Annotated in this window: 18 protein-coding genes; 7 read left to right on the forward strand and 11 right to left on the reverse strand. The window is 56.1% G+C overall.

Going from position 1 to position 17180, the window contains the following annotated elements; all coding sequences use genetic code 11:
• Positions 1-2: 2 nt before the first annotated feature.
• Positions 3-1304, reverse strand: coding sequence for an MFS transporter (locus INHI_RS0118935; RefSeq protein WP_027248577.1), 1302 nt, complete (start codon positions 1302-1304; stop codon positions 3-5).
• 14 nt (positions 1305-1318) lie between these two features.
• Positions 1319-2281: a zinc transporter ZntB gene (locus INHI_RS0118940; protein WP_014875952.1), complete on the reverse strand. Its 963-nt coding sequence runs from the start codon at positions 2279-2281 to the stop codon at positions 1319-1321.
• 221 nt (positions 2282-2502) lie between these two features.
• On the opposite strand from INHI_RS0118940, the gene INHI_RS20985 reads away from it, so the two are divergent.
• The 4 genes from INHI_RS20985 (at position 2503) to INHI_RS0118965 (ending at position 5322) form a co-directional block, all read left to right on the forward strand.
• Positions 2503-2775, forward strand: a complete 273-nt coding sequence (locus tag INHI_RS20985; protein WP_076617489.1) for a phosphate-starvation-inducible PsiE family protein — start codon at positions 2503-2505, stop codon at positions 2773-2775.
• A gap of 155 nt (positions 2776-2930) precedes the next feature.
• Positions 2931-3377: an ATP-dependent zinc protease family protein gene (locus INHI_RS0118955; protein WP_027248579.1), complete on the forward strand. Its 447-nt coding sequence runs from the start codon at positions 2931-2933 to the stop codon at positions 3375-3377.
• Positions 3374-4279: a 30S ribosomal protein S6--L-glutamate ligase gene (rimK, locus tag INHI_RS0118960; RefSeq protein WP_014875950.1), complete on the forward strand. Its 906-nt coding sequence runs from the start codon at positions 3374-3376 to the stop codon at positions 4277-4279. Before INHI_RS0118955 ends, rimK begins: the two co-directional genes overlap by 4 nt.
• Positions 4279-5322, forward strand: a complete 1044-nt coding sequence (locus tag INHI_RS0118965) for a succinylglutamate desuccinylase/aspartoacylase family protein (protein WP_027248580.1) — start codon at positions 4279-4281, stop codon at positions 5320-5322. Before rimK ends, INHI_RS0118965 begins: the two co-directional genes overlap by 1 nt.
• Before the next feature lie 110 nt (positions 5323-5432).
• On the opposite strand, the gene INHI_RS20990 is transcribed toward INHI_RS0118965, so the two are convergent.
• From INHI_RS20990 to INHI_RS0119005, 7 genes are all read right to left on the reverse strand, one after another.
• Positions 5433-6190 (reverse strand): IS5 family transposase gene (locus INHI_RS20990; protein WP_102859694.1). Its coding sequence is split into 2 segments (ribosomal slippage): positions 5433-5869 and positions 5869-6190, totalling 759 coding nucleotides; the frame shifts between segments, so codons are not numbered across the junction.
• A 71-nt stretch (positions 6191-6261) separates the two neighbouring features.
• Positions 6262-6900, reverse strand: a complete 639-nt coding sequence (locus tag INHI_RS0118980) for a cysteine hydrolase family protein (protein WP_027248583.1) — start codon at positions 6898-6900, stop codon at positions 6262-6264.
• Positions 6897-7655: an N-formylglutamate amidohydrolase gene (locus INHI_RS0118985; protein ID WP_027248584.1), complete on the reverse strand. Its 759-nt coding sequence runs from the start codon at positions 7653-7655 to the stop codon at positions 6897-6899. The genes INHI_RS0118980 and INHI_RS0118985 overlap by 4 nt, the downstream gene beginning before the upstream one ends.
• Positions 7652-8545, reverse strand: coding sequence for a branched-chain amino acid ABC transporter permease (locus tag INHI_RS0118990; protein ID WP_027248585.1), 894 nt, complete (start codon positions 8543-8545; stop codon positions 7652-7654). Before INHI_RS0118990 ends, INHI_RS0118985 begins: the two co-directional genes overlap by 4 nt.
• Positions 8545-9261 (reverse strand): ABC transporter ATP-binding protein, encoded by a 717-nt coding sequence (locus INHI_RS0118995; protein WP_027248586.1) that lies wholly within the window; start codon positions 9259-9261, stop codon positions 8545-8547. The genes INHI_RS0118990 and INHI_RS0118995 overlap by 1 nt, the downstream gene beginning before the upstream one ends.
• Before the next feature lie 12 nt (positions 9262-9273).
• The gene (locus INHI_RS0119000; RefSeq protein ID WP_027248587.1) at positions 9274-10431 is read right to left on the reverse strand and encodes an ABC transporter substrate-binding protein; all 1158 of its coding nucleotides are present in this window, start codon (positions 10429-10431) and stop codon (positions 9274-9276) included.
• Positions 10428-12236 (reverse strand): branched-chain amino acid ABC transporter ATP-binding protein/permease, encoded by a 1809-nt coding sequence (locus INHI_RS0119005; protein ID WP_027248588.1) that lies wholly within the window; start codon positions 12234-12236, stop codon positions 10428-10430. Before INHI_RS0119005 ends, INHI_RS0119000 begins: the two co-directional genes overlap by 4 nt.
• A 117-nt stretch (positions 12237-12353) precedes the next feature.
• Here INHI_RS0119005 and INHI_RS0119010 point away from each other — a divergent pair, with 117 nt between their 5' ends.
• Positions 12354-13208, forward strand: coding sequence for a MurR/RpiR family transcriptional regulator (locus INHI_RS0119010; RefSeq protein ID WP_027248589.1), 855 nt, complete (start codon positions 12354-12356; stop codon positions 13206-13208).
• Positions 13198-14511, forward strand: a complete 1314-nt coding sequence (locus tag INHI_RS0119015; protein WP_027248590.1) for a type I glutamate--ammonia ligase — start codon at positions 13198-13200, stop codon at positions 14509-14511. The genes INHI_RS0119010 and INHI_RS0119015 overlap by 11 nt, the downstream gene beginning before the upstream one ends.
• 484 nt (positions 14512-14995) lie before the next feature.
• Here the strand turns inward: INHI_RS0119015 and INHI_RS0119020 are convergent, their stop codons facing one another.
• On the reverse strand, positions 14996-15247 hold the full coding sequence (locus INHI_RS0119020; RefSeq protein ID WP_014875940.1) for a DUF6552 family protein: 252 nt from the start codon (positions 15245-15247) through the stop codon (positions 14996-14998).
• A complete protein-coding gene (locus INHI_RS0119025; protein ID WP_027248591.1) occupies positions 15237-15941 on the reverse strand; it encodes an SDR family oxidoreductase in 705 nt (234 codons plus the stop codon). Before INHI_RS0119025 ends, INHI_RS0119020 begins: the two co-directional genes overlap by 11 nt.
• Positions 15942-16039: 98 nt before the next feature.
• Here INHI_RS0119025 and INHI_RS0119030 point away from each other — a divergent pair, with 98 nt between their 5' ends.
• Positions 16040-16918 (forward strand): LysR substrate-binding domain-containing protein, encoded by an 879-nt coding sequence (locus INHI_RS0119030; protein WP_027248592.1) that lies wholly within the window; start codon positions 16040-16042, stop codon positions 16916-16918.
• The last annotated feature ends 262 nt before the right edge of the window (positions 16919-17180 follow it).

A 17180-nucleotide genomic window follows, 5' to 3' on the forward strand; every position in this document is an offset into this window, starting at 1 on the left:
GCTCATTCTTTTGGGTCGTTCTCCGCAGGAGGTGTGTTTGTTGGCTTTTGGGATGGCTGATCGGCATCCAGTTCAGATTGATCCGCCGCAAGAGCTGCCGTTTCGGGCGTAGACCCACGCGCGAGTGGCTTGGCTTGGAACAAGGCCTTGTTTTCGGCGGTGACGGGTGGCGCGATCTTCAAGCGCAGCAGTGCAAATAGGACAAGCAGGATATGCGCTACCCCGGTAATTGCAAACAGGCTGGTCGCGCCAAAGGATGTCATTGCAAAACCCGCAACGGTTGGCCCGACAATCGACCCGATCCCAAACACCAGCAAAAGCCCCCCACTGACCTGAATGAACGTGCCCGGCTCTGCATGGTCGTTCGCGTGGGCCACAATCACCGGATACATCGAAAATACCGTTGCCCCAAAAAGCGCCGAAAGCGCGAGCACGACGAGCGGTTGCGTGGCGCCAGTGAACAGAAACAGAGCATCCGCCAGCAAGGCAAAGACAGTGACGCCAATCAGAACCTTGCGGCGGTCAAATTTGTCTGAGGCAATACCAACAGGGATTTGCATCGCGGCCCCGGCAAGGATGGGAATACTGGCAAAGAACGCGATGTCGTCGAGTTCCAGCTGGATCCTCGCGGCATAAACAGCCGCAAGTGTCCCGAAGGCAGCATTTGATACGCCAACCATCAGCACCGCAAAGACGGCAATGGGTGAGTTTTTCCATAGACCTCGCAGATCCAAGGAAACCTGTGTCAGTGGGCGCGGCGTTGTGGTAGCGCTGATCGCGGTCGGCAAGAGCGCCAGACAATAGACCATAGCGGCCAGTACAAAGAAGAAATACCCGTTTGAGTCTCCCAGCGTCAGTACCATCTGCCCCGCGGTCGTCGCAGCCAGGTTGACCATTGTGTAGATGCCGAAGATGCGACCACGCGAGGATGCATCCGCGCGTTCGTTTAGCCAACTTTCCACGATCATTGCCGCCCCGGCAAAACAGAAACCGGATAAAGCCCGTACAGGTATCCAGACCCATGGCGTGATCAGTACCAGCGACAGCAAGACGGCAATCGCTGCAATTGCGCACATCGCACCAAAAGCACGGATATGACCGACGCGGGCGACCAAGGCAGGCGTTCGCATACATCCGGCGACATAGCCAACCGCCCAGCCTGTACCCAGCAAACCCAAGGAAGCCGCCGTAAATCCCTCGGCTTCCCCTCTGATCGGCAAGATCAGTCCATTGACCCCACCGGCAAACAGCAGGAAGGCCGAGCCCATGAGAAGCGCTGAAAGCGGAAGTAAGCTGCGTACCATGATCGATTAATCCCTCAAAGCCACTTCGCAAACTTGAATATCAGAAACAGCGCTAAGCCACCTACGGCTGACACCCCGGCCAGTACCCAAAACGCAGATGGCGCGGTCGTTCCTGGCATTCCGGCCACATTGACGCCAAAGAGGCCGGTCAGAAAGCCAAGCGGCAGAAAAATTGCCGCCACAACCGACAACACATAACTGTTTCGACTGAGAGCATGCGCGCGATCCGCATCGATATGGTCCCGCAATGCAGAGAGGCGGTCGCGTGTCGCATCAAGTTCTTCAACAATACGTCGAGTGCGGTTCGCAGTCTCACGCAAGAGTGCCAATTCATCTGGCGCAATAATCCAGTTTTCCAATGTGGCAAGCATAGATATCGCCTCGCGCTGTGGATTGATGAACCGGCGCATTTTGATGACAGCTTGCCGTATATCTCCGAGCTTGCCAGTTGGTATACGCCTGCCTTCTGCAATAGCTTCTTCCAGTTCATCCGTTTGTTCCTCCAGTCCAAGTGAAACAGTCTCGATGCGGCTTGTAAGCCCATACGTGAGCTCTGCTAAGAACTTGCCGGCGGTTTCAGGGGCCGCCCCTGCTTCGGCGGATTGTCGGATGGAATCTAACGCCCACACTTTTCGTATCCGTGCCGACACAATCGCATGTTCAGTGATCCACATACGGAGTGACACCATATCTTCTGGATCGGACTCCGGGTTCAGGTTGACGCCGCGCAAGTTCAGGATCAGGCCGTCATCCAATCGTTCACAGCGAGGACGTGTTTCACTTTGCCAAAGTGCGCGGGCAGCGATGTCCGGCAGATGCTCCTTCGCCCATGGACGCAGCGCTTCATCTTGCGAATTGACGTGTATCCAACGGTAGCCTTGGCTGGCATTCAGGTCCAAAGGGCCGCCACCGATCGCTGTCGCTTTGCCTTTTTCAACATCGAAAGCCGCTATTGGCGTGATACTATGCATGTCCATCTGGCTAACCTACGGTCAAAACTTGCTTCCAGCCAGATACTAAACGCGAGTGCGCAAACTGCAGGACACTGGCCGCGACGATCATACACATGATCCCTTATTAAAGGTTGCCGACAAGTTTGAATACCATGTCATTCTTGTTCTGATGGGCAGCGTTGGGGTGATCACCTTGCTTGCCATGGTGTGGCTTTTTTCGGGATCTATGATGCCGTCTTTGTCAATTGGGATGTCAAGAACTACCATGCGGTGCAGATTCTGTTCGGCATCGTCATGACGTTCTGATTGCGCTGGAAATTGGCAATTCTATCCTGCGACATATCCGCGAGCATTCGACCATTGTTCAGGCGAGAGCGGTCATCCTGATCGGCATGATGGCTGTCGTTCGCGAAGTGATGATCATCGACCTTTCGGTGGCTTCCCCTTGGCAAATTGCAGCACTGGGAGCCGTCGCAGTATCGCTTGCCAGCGCATATTGGTTCATGCGCGACAATTGATAGAGCTGGTCACTGCACAGCCTGTCGTTCGCCATTTCATCTCAATGACAACGGCATTGCGACATGAATGGAAACAACATGTTGGGAAGCTTGCCGATGGTGTTCGGCGGCTGGAAGTTTCATAGTCATACGAAAGCAACATGAGGATTCGCCACATGCTCGTTATCGGTTGGCAGGAACGGGTGGATTTACCCTTGCTCGGCCTCACAAACCTGAAAGCCAAAATTGACACTGGCGCGCGGACATCGGCGCTGCACGCGACTGACATCGTCGAGTTTGAACGGAATGCCGCGCCATGGGTCCGGTTTCATACGCGTTTCGATGATGATGCGCATGACACGGACGTCGAATGCCCGATCCATGATCGTCGTCAGATTACGAACACAAGCGGTGTTCCTGAGACCCGTATTGTTATTCGTACCAAATTTCGCATTTCTACACACCTTTGGAAGATTGACCTGTCACTGACAGAACGCACGGAGATGAAGTTTCGGATGATCGTTGGGCGCACTGCCATGCGGCGACATTCGATCCTTGTCGATCCCTGCAAACGAAACTTAACGACCCCCACCAGACCCAAGCGGCCAAAGGAGAAGTCATGAAAATCGGTATGCTCGCTCGCAACCCAGAGCTCTATTCGCACAAGCGATTGGTCGAGGCCGCTGAAGAGCGCGGGCATCAGCTCGACATCATCAACACCTTACGCTGCTACATGAATATCGCCTCACGGCGCCAGGAGATCTACTATAACGGGGAAAAGCTAGAAGGGTATGATGCGATCATTCCCAGGATTGGGGCCTCTGTCACATTTTACGGAATGGCGGTCCTGCGCCAGTTTGAAATGATGGGCGTTTATCCTGTGAACGAAAGTGTGGCGATTGGCCGTTCGCGTGACAAGCTGCGGTCGATGCAGCTGTTGGCGCGCGATGGCATTGGCTTGCCAGTGACGACCTTTGCACATGATCCCAAACAAACCGAAGAGGTTTTGGAATTGGCTGGTGGCGCGCCTTTGGTCATCAAGCTGCTTGAGGGGACGCAGGGTTTGGGTGTTGTGCTGGCTGACACGGACCGGTCCGCAAAATCTGTGATTGAGGCATTTCGTGCGACCAAGACCAATATCCTTGTGCAGGAGTTCATCAAGGAAGCTGGCGGTACTGATATCCGCGCCCTTGTGGTCGGGGGTAAGGTTGTGGCGGCCATGCAGCGTACCGGTGCTGAGGGTGAATTCCGCTCGAACCTGCATCGTGGCGGATCGGCCAAAATCATCAAACTGTCGCCTGAAGAGCGCTCAACCGCTGTGCGGGCGGCAAAATCGATGGGGTTGAATGTTTGTGGGGTTGATATGCTGCGTGCCAATCACGGGGCGGTCGTGATGGAGGTCAATTCCTCACCCGGTCTGGAAGGCGTCGAAAAGGCTTCTGGTATTGATATCGCAGGCAAGATTATCGAGTTCATTGAAAAGAATGCCAAACACGGTGCGACAAAGACCAAGGGCAAGGGCTAGTGAAAAAAAGACAAGGTTTCACAATCGGCGACACTGTTGTTCCTGCCGGGAAACGTTTGACAGTCGATATGCCCGTCAGCGTGTTGTCCGATCACACGCCGGTTACGATGTCAGCCCATGTCATTCATGGCAAAGAGGCCGGTCAGACCGTTTTTGTCAGTGCAGGCATTCACGGCGATGAAGTGATCGGCATCGAGATTGTGCGCAGACTGCTGGGCTCGCCGAAATTGCGCGGTTTACGGGGAACACTGATCGTTGTGCCTATCGTCAACTCCTTTGGGTTTATCAATAAATCCAGATATCTGCCCGATAGACGGGACTTGAACCGCTGTTTCCCGGGAAGCGAAGGCGGATCGCTCGCGGCGCGATTGGCAAATCTGTTTCTCAGCGAGATAGTCGCGAAATCGGACCTCGGCATCGACCTGCACTCGGCAGCTATTCACCGGACAAACTATCCGCAAATTCGTGTGACACCTGAGGACCGCGATATGCGCAAACTGGCCGAGGTATTCGGTGCCCCAATCATCATGAAATCGCCATTGCGAGATGGATCGCTGCGCAAGGCCGCCGATGATCTTGGCAAGAAGGTTCTCCTCTTTGAGGCGGGCGAAGGTCTGCGATTTGACGAAACATCTGTGCGGGCAGGGCTGGTTGGTATACTACGACTGTTGAAATCACTCGATATGATACCGGGTAAGGGTATCGTCCCTGCCAAAGCGCCACCGCAATTCTGCCCATCAAGCAAGTGGTTACGCGCGCCGATGGGCGGATTGTTTCGCAGCTTTAGATCAGACGGGGATCTTGTGCGGGAAAACGATGTGCTGGGGTCGGTGGCTGATCCCTTTGGTGAGGAAGAACGGGACATCAAAGCACCCTTTGGTGGCATCATCGTTGGACGGGCGGTCATGCCTGTCGTCAATGAGGGTGACGCGGTATTCCATCTCGCGCGCGTCGGATCTCTCAAGGAGGCCGAGAGCAAGCTGGACGAACACGCGACCCAACTCTCAGATGATCCCATGTTCTATGAAGACGAAATCATCTGATACTCATTGGTCCAATGCGCCTTTTCCAGCAATGATCTTTTCGTGAAAGCCAGCAATGCGCCTGAATCCGGTTTCCGATTGCTTTGCCGAGTTTAGGTTAGGGTCAGGACTCATAACCAGAATATGATGGTTGCTGCGAGGGCGATTGCGGAGAGGAATACGGTTGGTGATCTGTCGTAGCGGGTTGCGATGCGCCGCCAGTCCTTGAGCTTGCCGAACATTCTCTCGATGCGGTTACGTCGTTTGTAGCGGCGCTTGTCATACTTGACGGTGTTCGTGCGCGACTTGCGGCCAGGAATGCAGGGCCTTGTGCCCTTGTCCACAAGGGCGTCACGGAACCAATCAGCATCGTACCCTCTGTCAGCGAGGAGCCATTCAGCCTCAGGAAAACCATTCATCAAGGCGGCTGCACCAGTATAATCACTAACTTGTCCTGTTGTGATGAAGAGGCGGATTGGTCGTCCGCTGGTGTCTGTGATTGCGTGCAGCTTGGTATTCATACCGCCCTTGGTCAGCCCGATCAGGCGTCCTCGCCCCCCTTTTTTAACCGCAGGCTGGAGGCCGTACGATGTGCCTTGAGGTAGGTGGCGTCGATTGAGATGGTTTTGTTGTCGGAGGCCTGCTCAGCTAGCCCCATCATAATCCGCGCGAATACGCCCATATCACTCCAGCGCTTCCAGCGGTTGTACAACGTCTTGGGCGGACCATACGCGGCGGGCGCATCACACCAGCGTAACCCATTGCGATTGACAAAAATAATGCCACTCAAAACACGACGATCATCCACCCGAGCGCGACCTCGGCTCTTTGGAAAGTACGGCCGAAGCCGCTGCATTTGCGCCTCCGTCAGCCAATAACATTTTCTCATCATATCCCCCTAAACTGGGGGCCGTGAATCATGACTGCACCACAAGCTCAATCAGTTAATGGGTCCTGACCCTAGGACCTCTGCAATTCATCAAGGAGCTGCTCGGTCGTCACCTGTCGACAATAGCCTTTGATTGTGGAGAGCGAATTGTCCTGCCGCGCTTGGGTTTCGGTGGCACAGGCGTCTGTGATTTGCGTGACCAAATACCCCAGATCGCAGGCGTCGCGGATGGCGCTTTCGACACATTGATCTGTCAATAAGCCGCTGATGACCAGTTGTTTGACGCCAAGATTGCGCAGGACATAGTCGATATGGGTTGAGACAAACACCGAGGACGAGGATTTCGGCAATACGATCTCATCCTCAGCCGGGGCGATCTGGTCAATGACCTTGCCGTCCCAGGATCCCTTGGCCACGTTGAAGCCGGTGATTTTGTAATCAAGGCTACGGTCTCGCCCGTCTTTGGTCAGGCTTTCGATAGTGGTGTACATCACTTCTATCTGCGCCTTGCGAAACGCTGTTTGTAGGGCCTGCATACGGGGGATGACCGTTTCCAACTGTTGGAATAGCCAGCCGTGTTTTTGGGCGAACTGGGCGTCGCTCAGGCCAGCAAACTCGCCGCCATCCCGATGGGCCGAGAAGTTCTGAACATCAATGAACAACAGTGCCGATTGCGACGGCACCAGGGCGAGGTTTCGGGTCAGGGTCATGCGGTGTCCTTTAGGTATTGGTTCACAGCAGATACAAGCATATCCGCCCAGGTGGATTGCCCATTGTCATCACGGATCAGGTCGTTCCTGATTTCAATCAGGCTATGTGGCAAATTTCTCGCTTCGCCGTGTTGGGGCACAAACCAATCGGACGCATCTTCGATCTGATAGGGTTGGTTCATGCCGATGGTCAAATCGGGTTTGGTTGCGGCGATGAACTGGCTCAGCCGGGTTGAAGTTTCGGTGTCCTTGCGAAACAGCAAACCCACGTCCCAAGGCCGTTGAACTCCTGCCAGTGACGGCGTGAAGCTATGGATAGAGAGCACGATACGGCGCGGTTGACGGTCAAAAAGCGTATCCACTGTGGTGTGAAATGGGGTGAAAATCTCATCAACACGGGCTTTGCGGTCTGCTGCGTCCAGGTTCTGGTTTCCGGGGACAGTAATGCCGTGATTGTGAGCGGGCATGGCATCCGCCGCGTCTGGCGGACGATTGCAATCTATCACCAGACGGCTGTAGCGCTGGATCACAGCCGGGGCGCCCAGAGCCCGCGCCATTTTCCGCGTGACCGCCTCGGCGCCGATGTCCCAGCCCACATGGCTTTGAATTTCCTCGCCCTTAAGGCCAAGGCCATGCAGTGCTTGCGGCACCGCTTGCCCGGCGTGTTCGCACACCAGCAGCAGCGGATGGTCGCTGTCGGGGTTCAGCAGATCAACGGGAGACGGATCGCCTTTTTGCAGCAGCGTTGCATTCATACTTTTTCACTCTTGAGAGAGGCGGCAGGGATCAGCCCGTTTGGCCGGAACAACAGCACGACAACCACAAGGCTCAACCCAATCGGTTCGCGGAATTCCTGCAATTCAGGGGGCAGGAAGGCAGCGAGGTATATTTCGATAAAGCCCAACAAGAAACCACCGGCAACCGCGCCGCGCAGGCTGCCCAGCCCCCCAAGGATCGCGGCGATAAAGGCTTTGACCACGGGCAGGAACCCCATATGCGGATCAACGGAGGAGCGTTGCGACACCCAGAGAACGGCGGCTACACCGGCAAGCATGCCCGACAGCGCAAAGGCCCCCGCGATGACGGTGTTGGCGCGGATCCCCATAAGGCGCGCGACGTTGAAATCTTCGGCGGCAGCGCGCATCGCAATGCCTGTCTTCTGGCGCTTCATGAAGATATCCAGAAACACCAGCATCACAATCGTGGTCGCGATGGCTGCGATTTTGTTCACGCCGATGATCAGTCCAAAGACATTCACGGAATCCGACAGGATCTGCGGCAGCAGCACAGGCTGCGAACGGGTGGAAATAAAGTTCTGAAACAGGACCTGCAGGATCATGGAAACCGCAAAACTGGTCACCAGCATCGTCGCGCCGGAGCTGTTGCGCACGGGGCGAAAGGCGATGCGTTCCATCAGGATGGCCGCGATCATGGCCACCGCAATGGCCAATGGGACAGCCAGCACAAAGGAGACGCCCGCGATCCCACAATACATCAGCGTATAGCCGGAGATCGTCATCAATTCGCCATGGGCAAAGTTGATCAGCCCCATGATCGAAAACACCACCGCCAGACCCAGCGCCAACAGGGCATAGGTGCCGCCAAGGGCAAAGGCGTTCACGGTTTGCTGCAACAGTAAATCCATCACGCGGCCCCCAGATAGGCAGATTTCAATGCATCGGACCGGGCCAGTTTCGATGCCGCGCCGGAAGCGACGATTTCTCCACTGGCAAGCACATACCCCCGGTCCGCGACCTCCAGCGCTATTGAAACGTTCTGTTCGACAACCGCCAGCGTGACGCCCTGATCGCGCAGCAGCGATATCAGATCGAACACCTGACCGATGATCTTGGGGGCAAGACCCAGTGACGGTTCATCCAGCAACAACAGTTTTGGGCTGCTCATCAAAGCGCGCCCGACGGCCAGCATCTGTTGCTGGCCACCGGACAGAGTTCCGGCGAATTGGTCACGCCGCTCGTGAAGAATGGGGAACAGGGAATAGACGCGGTCCCACGCGGCCTCAATCGCCGCTTTGTCCTTGATGGAAAAGGCCCCCATGCGCAAATTCTCGGCCACACTTAGCGCGCCAAAGACGCGCCGTCCTTCGGGGGATAATGTCATGCCCGCGGGGGCCAGGCTTTCCGGCGGCCAGTCGGTGATATCCTGCCCTTTGAAACTCACCTTGCCACTGGTCACAGGCACCAGCCCAACCAGGGCGTTCAGGGTAGAGGATTTTCCCGCCCCGTTTGCGCCAAGGAAGGCGACGATCTCGCCTTCCTTGATGTCAAAATCAATCCCTCGCACCGCTTCAATCGGGCCATAGTTGATGCTGAGCGATTGTACTGAAAGAAGCGATGTCATGGGATGTGTGCCTTACTGCATACGTGGGGCTGGGATCAGATCAGCCGTTGGGCTGGGCTGGCCAATCAATTCACGTTCGCCGTCCTTTACGCGGATCAGCGTGACTTCACGTACAGGCATGCCGTTGGTGCCTTTGTATGTGATCAGGCTGGTTGCACCGCGCACATTTTCAAGCTCTGCCATGGCAGTGCGAATGGCCACAGGATCGGTGGAGCCACCTGCGGCTTTGACCGCTTCGGCCACAACAATGATCAGATCATAGCCCACCGCGTTGAACACCGTTTCAGACGCACTGCCGGTGGCGGCTTCATATTTGGCGTTGAAGTCTGCCAGTGGGCTGCCCTCCGTCGCGTGACCGGCTGTTGTGAACACCACGCCTTCGCCCGTGTCCCCCAGTGAGAAGGTCGTTGGGCTGTCGATCCCGTCTGATCCGATCATCTGTGCCGTCACACCTGCAGCGCGAAGGGCTTTCAGCATGGACGGGAAATCAGGCTCGTAAGACGAGGTCATGATGACATCCGGCTGCGGATTAAGTGCGGCAATGCGCGTGGCAATCGCTGAGAAATCCTGCTGGCCGATGGAGTGTGTGTCCTCACCCAGCATCTCGCCCCCCAGTGCCTTGAACACATCTGCGAAGTAGAGCGGCATGGTCGTGTACTGGCTATCTGGAGAATAGATGATGTAAGCCGATTTGTGGCCTTGCTGATGTGCCCATTCCGCGCTGACCGTGGCCTGTACATTGTCGCCTGGGAAGTTGGCGAACATGAAGTCACCCCCGATCATCGGCAATGTGGGTGACGAGGCGCATGTCGAAATCGCCGGGATCTGGGCCGAGGTCACCGTGCCGATTGCGGCCAGTGATGGGTCCGCGTCACAGGGCAGTACAAGGACAGAGACGCCTTCATCGGCCAGTTCCTGCACCGCAATCGCTGTTTGTGCAGCGTCAGAGCGAACATCTTTTTCGATCAACTCAATCTTGATGTTGCCATTGATGCCACCCGCTGCGTTGATCTCATCCACCGCGATGTGCAGGCCTTCGATGACGGGGCCGTCATATCCCGCAAGCCCGCCCGTTTGGGCCGTTGCGAGGCCGATCTTCAGCACCTCGGCAGAGACAGGTGCGGCTAGCGTCGCAACTGCCATGGTTGATGCAAGCAATATTTTTTTCATTGTTTTTCCTCCGGTTGGTTTCGTTCGTCCTGTCGACTGGGGCCAAGATAAGCTTCGATCACGTCGGGGTTGTTTTGAATGTCTTTGGGGGTGCCTTCGGCGATCAGGCGACCTTCGTTCAGAACGGCGATCCGGTCACAAAGCTGATTGATCAGTTTCAGATCGTGATCGACCAGCAAGATGCCGAGACCCAAATCGCGGGTCAGGCGGCGCAGGGTTTCCATCAGGCTGTCGGTTTCTTTGCGGTTCATGCCTGCGGCGGGTTCATCAAGAAACAAGAGTGATGGCTCACAAGCTAATGCACGGGCAATCTCAACCCGCCGCTGGTCCCCATAGGACAAGGTCCCCCCATCTGCATTGGCGTGGCATTCAACCCCCATACGGGCAAGGGCGGCATTGGCCCGCCCTTCGGCATTTTCACCGCCGCGCGTGGACAGGGCCGCGACGAGCACGTTTTGAAAAACGCTCAGATTGTCGAACAGGCGGATGTTCTGAAAGGTCCGGGCGATGCCGTGATCCGCGATCTGATGTGAGGTTAAGCCAGAGAGCTCATCCTTGCCCTGGAAAAACTGACCTTTCGTCGGCACCAACACGCCTGAAAGCATGTTCATCAGCGTTGTCTTGCCAGAGCCATTCGGACCGATCAGCCCGGTGATCTCTCCGGGCTTCAAGGTAAGGTTCACATCGTTCACCGCGATCAATCCGCCAAATTGCATTGTCATGCCCGTGGCCTTCAGTGGCACGGCCTGTGTGATGGTGCGCATGTCAGACTGGGAATGCGGTTCGCGTCTGTCCGGAAAAACCCGTTCCTCCCATTCCTTGAGACCGGCCAAACCGTTCGGTTTACGGAACATGGCAAACAGAATAATCAGACCAATCCCGATCTGCGTGGTGCCAAAAACCGCAGGCATCTCCAAACCCGCCAGCGAAAAACCGCCCTCAAACCGGCGCAAAATCTCGGTGACGATTGTGATCGCGACAGCCCCTGTAATGGCGCCGGTCACGGTGGTCATGCCGCCAACAATCAACATGGCGAGCAGCAGGAAGGTATCAGTGAAATAAAATTTCTTTGGGCTGATTGCGCCTAGGAAATGGGCTATCAACGCGCCTGACAGGGCCATCAGGGCGGCACTGATCACAAAGGAAACCAGCCGTTCCCGTCGGATGCGGATGCCTACGGCACTTGCCGCGATCGCGTTTTCCCGTCCCGCACGCAGGCGCAGTCCAGAGACGGAATCGCGATAAAGCCGGGCCACGATCAGCGCCACGACAACACCCGTAGCTGCCACCCAAAGCGAGGTTTCGCGTGGAATGCCGAAGAACGTTTGCGAGCCACGGGTGACATCGCGCCAGCCAATGGCGATGCCATGAACGATGATCAACAGCCCAAGGGTTGAGATCACAGCGGCGGAGCCTTCCAGCTTGCCGATGGCCATCCCGATCAGCAGAGCCACAACGCTGGTCAAAAGGACTGTCACTAAGGTCGCAGGCAGAAGGCCCAGTTCGGTTGTCGCCAGCCAGTCGGGTAGTTTGGGAAGGGTCGCGACCTTCAGTTGCGCAGGCAAGGTCAGTAGGGCGGAGGCATAAGCCCCGATGGCCATAAACGACAAATGGCCAAAGCTCAGGATGCCCGAATTGCCGCTATAGACTCCCATGCCAACCACCGCGATGAGCGAGATGAAAAACACGCTCAACACCCGTTCGCTCGCTGCGCCAAACGTCGTTGCGACCAAACAGGCAACAATCACCGCCAGAGCGATGGCGGCAACGGAGACGAGGATATGTTTGCGTGGAGCCGTGATCATGACGAATCCCAAAGAACAGTTGCATCACAATAATGATCTACATTTTTCAAAGTCAATATTTGCGTAATTGTTGACATTTTATTTTCACAATGGTTCATAGACACGGCAGGAGGACACATGCAGGTTCGAGAACGCATAGAAAAATTGTCAGAGGATCTGACCGCGACAGAGCGTAAGCTTTCGACGGTGCTGTTGCTGGACTATCCCTTTGCCGGGCTGGAACCGATACAGGACCTGGCCAAAGCCACCAATACCTCCCCCCCCAGTATTTCTCGGTTTGTGACCAAGCTGGGGTTTCAGGGATTTCAGGAATTTCAGCGCCATTTGATTGGCGAATTGAAACAAGGCCAGCGCTCTCCCGTTGAATTGCAAGCCTCCAGCGCGCCCATCCATGGCGCGTTTCTGGAGAGCTTTCTGGACCGGGCCAGCGCCGTGGTGAAAGGCGCAACGAAGGCCGTGTCCGAAGCCCAGTTCGAACGCGTGTCGGAAAAGCTGGCCGACGAAAAACGCAGCATCTATGTGATTGGCGGCCGGATGAGTGATACATTGGCCCAACACCTGTCACGGCACCTGCGCCAAATTCGCGCCAAGGTGTTCCATCTGCCTTCCGACCCAGAGGTTTGGCCTGAATACCTGCTGCGGATGCGCGCGCGCGATATCTTGTTTATCGTCGATTTTCGCCGTTACCAAAATAGTCTGTCCATTTTTGCGCAAAAAGCCATCATGGCACGCAATGTGCAGGTTGTTCTGATGACAGATGCCTGGTTGTCACCAATCTCGGCGCAAGCAAGCGAAGTGCTGGCCGTATCAATCGACAGCGGCACCCTTTGGGACAGCTATACCGGTGCATTGGCGTTGCTGGAGGCCTTATTGACCCGCATCGCCGAAGAAAACTGGGAACAAACAAAAGGCCGCATTGAGGAATGGGATTCCGTGCGGTTGGATTTTGGGGAGACTGAAGATGATCAATAACCCTCTGATCTTTGCCGCCACCTCGGACATCGCCGGCAAGACACGCGGCAAGGCCTTTCCCCTGTCAGATCTTGAAAACCGCCTGGAAAAGGGCGTGGGCTGGACCCCGACCAATGTGATGATCACCTGCTTTGATGCCATCGCTGACAGCCCCTTTGGCGCCTTAGGGGATTTGCTGTTGCTCCCGGATGAGAGTGCGGGCGTCACGCTGGATTTTGAAGATGGCGGGCCGGTTGAACGCTTCATGCTAGGCGACATCACCGATCTGGACGGCACACCATGGGCGTTCTGCACACGCTCGCTGCTGAAGGCCGCGCTTGAGCGGTTGAAGGCTGCGGGTGGGGTCAGCCTGATCTCAGCATTTGAACATGAGTTTCAGTTCAAAACCGGCGGCGACCAACCGGGGCAGGCCTATGGTCACGGCGGTTTTGCCACGCGCCGCTTGTTTGGCGAAACCCTGATGGCCGCCCTTGATCAAAGCGGGCTGGGTGCGGACACCTTCATGAAGGAATACGGCGCCAAGCAATATGAGGTGACCAACGATCCCGCCCCGGATCACCGATCCGCCGACCAGGCCGTGGTCCTGCGCGAGGTGACACGCTTGACGGCGCATCGCCTTGATGAGGATGTGACCTTCACCCCGATCCGTGACCCCGCAGGGGTAGGCAACGGCGTGCATATCCACATGAGTTTTCTGGATGAAAGCGGCACGCCTGCCACCTATGACGAAAACGGCGTTGCAGGCATGTCGACCGTTACCGGATCTTTTATCGCCGGCGTTCTGAAACACCTCGACAGCATCATCGCGCTGACTGCCCCGTCCGATGTGTCCTATCTGCGCCTGACGCCGCACCGCTGGTCGGCGGCCTACAACAATCTGGGCTTCCGCGACCGCGAAGCTTCTGTGCGGATTTGTCCGGTGACGGCGGCGGACCCCTCTGGCATCGCCCGCCAATACAATTTCGAATACCGCGCCGCAGATGCCGCTGCCTCGCCCCATCTGGCGCTGGCAGCTATCATCCATGCTGGGGCGCAAGGGATCGAAGACGCTTTGCCAGCGCCACACGTGACCGAAGAAGACCTATCTGTTCTGTCTCCCGAAGACTTGGAAAAACGCGGCTATGTCCGGTTGCCCGGAACACTGGAGGACGCCTTGCAGCGGCTTGAACGCAACGAAACGGTCTGCGGCTGGTTCCCGACGGATTTCACATCTGTCTATGTAGCCCATAAACGAGGCGAGCTTGCCTATCTGGATGACATGGACACCGCCGCCCGCTGCGCGGCTTACGAAGCCGTTTTTTAAATATATCAAGCCTAACTTCCGAGATGATACGACGGCTCTCGACGCAGTATACGCGTTCATGCATCACGCAGCAGTGGTCAAGGGCTCTCTGAGTGGGCGCAGCCCATCGATGCCCTGCCACGACACCCGGTATATGCAATCCGAGCACGCGGGCGAAGCCGTTTATAGGTGCAGCCCTGCGTCAATTTTCTGGAGTTTTTTGCGTGGTGTCGCTGGTCCGGACTGTTGCCGGAAAGCGATTAAACCTTTGTCGTTGAAGAGCTTTGACAGATTGGAAGGTTTTATTCGTTTCCGCCTGGCAAGGGCTTCACGGCATCTCTTTGGCAAGTCGTGGTTGTAGAGATCCGATCCGCCATGCGCTCCAATATCGGCAACCCGGCGTTGGTAGAAGCACTCTATCGCAAAATACTATGCTGCCTCTGAAGCCGGGAATGCCCCCAGAGCCACCGAAGCTGTGTTTGTCACGAATGGCGGCGCTTTCGTTTCAGCTGTTTGTCATACCAGCAATCATTGCGCCAAGCGCGACGAGGTGGACCAGCATTAGCGCCTTGTCATTCCACAGAGCGCCCACAGCGAACCATCCGACCACACCGACAATGAAAAGGTAGAGGTTCCAGGGTGTCCAGCCGAACCCTGTTGCAGTGTATCCCATGATCTGAACAGCGGAAGCGCCCCATTTAACCGCCAAGATAAGACGCTCACGCGATGTTTCGCGGGCAATGATATCAGACGGCACGGGTCAGGCCGCCATCTATGCGCAGGTTTTGGCCAGTCATGTAGCCACCCTCGTCGGAAGCGAGCCATGAAATCAGTGACGAAACCTCCGACACGGAGCCGTAGCGGCCCATAGGAATACGCGCTTTGCGATCTTCGGTTTCGGGCAGGCTGTCAATGAACCCGGGAAGGACGTTGTTCATGCGGATATTCTCGGGTGCGTATTTATCCGAGTAGAGCTTTGTAAATGCGGCGAGCCCGGCCCGAAAGACGCCAGACGTTGGGAAAAGGGAGTCGGGTTCGAATGCCGCAAAGGTCGAGATGTTGATGATCGTCCCGCTGCCTTGTGCTTGCATCACTGGAGTGACCAGCCTTGTCGGGCGGATCACGTTCATCAGGTAGAATTCCATTCCTTGATGCCAATCGTCGTCACTGATCTCAAGAACCGATCCCTTTGGTCCGTGACCCGCTGAGTTGACCAGGACATCAATACGGCCCCAACGATCCGTGGCACCCGCAACCAAGGCGTTCAACGCATCTGGGTCAAGATTGGAACCAGTCACACCAAAGCCGCCGAGTTCACCGCCTAGTGCCTCACCCTTGCCAGATGACGACAGGATACCGACTTTGAACCCGTCTTTCGCCAACCTGCGGGCTGCGTCCGCACCCATGCCGCTACCACCTGCTGTAATCAGAGCTACTTTTTCTACTGGCATTTCGATCACCTTTTCATGCTTGATCTCTATAATATCAATGTTTTTTAGATTTTGGATTGAGAATTGATGTTACTTGGCAGTAGATATACTATTGTTAGATGGCTGAACTTCCCCCTCTCAATAGTTTGCGTGCTTTTGATGCAGCAGGTCGCCGCCTAAGTTTCCGGGCTGCAGCAGATGAATTGGGTGTCACACAGGGGGCCGTTGCACAGCAGGTGCGACAGCTCGAAGCGCATCTTGGTGTGGTTTTGTTTGAACGTGTGCCGAAGGGCCTGGCGTTCACGTCGGTTGGGCGCAGCTTCCACAATCGGGTCGCCGACGTGTTCGCTGACCTTCGATCCGCAACTGCTGAGCTGAAGCCTGAGCCAAATAAAGTGCTGATCAGTGTCACCCCGACCTTTGCCGCGAAATGGCTGATCCCTAATTTACCAGACTTCACGGCAGCACATCCCAATATCGATTTGCGAATTATGGCCACCGAGAAAGTTTCCAGCTTCCAGAGCGACGGGATAGACCTTGCGGTGCGCCAAGGGTCGCCGCCATTTGGTGCATCATTGGACGTAACATTGCTGTTCAAGCAAACGCTGATCGCTGTAGCAGCGCCATCGATTACTCGCGATGCACCACATTCGTTTGAACCAGAAACACTGTCAAAACTGCCGAAGATCCATGACGCGCATGACCTCTGGCCAAGCTATCTTGCGCATTTGGATGTGCCAGACCAGTCGCCTCGTGGTCTTCGCCTGAGCCAGACATCACTTGCGGTGGATGCCGCTATTGCTGGCCAAGGCGTAGCCTTGGTGAGCCGCTTTTTGGTGGCTGATGATCTCGAAGTCGGTCGCTTGGTTGAGGTTGGTGAGGCTTGGGAAGCAGGCGGAAATGACTTCTACGTCCTCATGCCGCGCACCGCAAAAAACAATACACCGGTGGTGGATGTCCTGACCTGGATCAAAGCGCGTTCCGCCGCTGCGCTCTGACGGCCTTAGAAGTTCAAAAGGTCAGTCAATTGATCAAGACGACTGGCGCCATGGTCCTGGTCGAAGCCGACAGAAGCATCTTTGCATAGACTGCTTTCCTGTGCCTCAGGCGCCGCGGCCCCGTTGATCTGTGACGCGGCGAACGTAGGAGCGGCAAGGCGATGCCATTCGACGGACGATGCGCTCTTGCAGGTGCAGCCGAGGACACGGCCCGGTCTATCGGGGGCGGAGGTGGAGGGCAGCGCCATTACTTTCAGCGTCA

This window comes from Phaeobacter inhibens DSM 16374, assembly GCF_000473105.1.
Lineage (GTDB): Bacteria > Pseudomonadota > Alphaproteobacteria > Rhodobacterales > Rhodobacteraceae > Phaeobacter > Phaeobacter inhibens.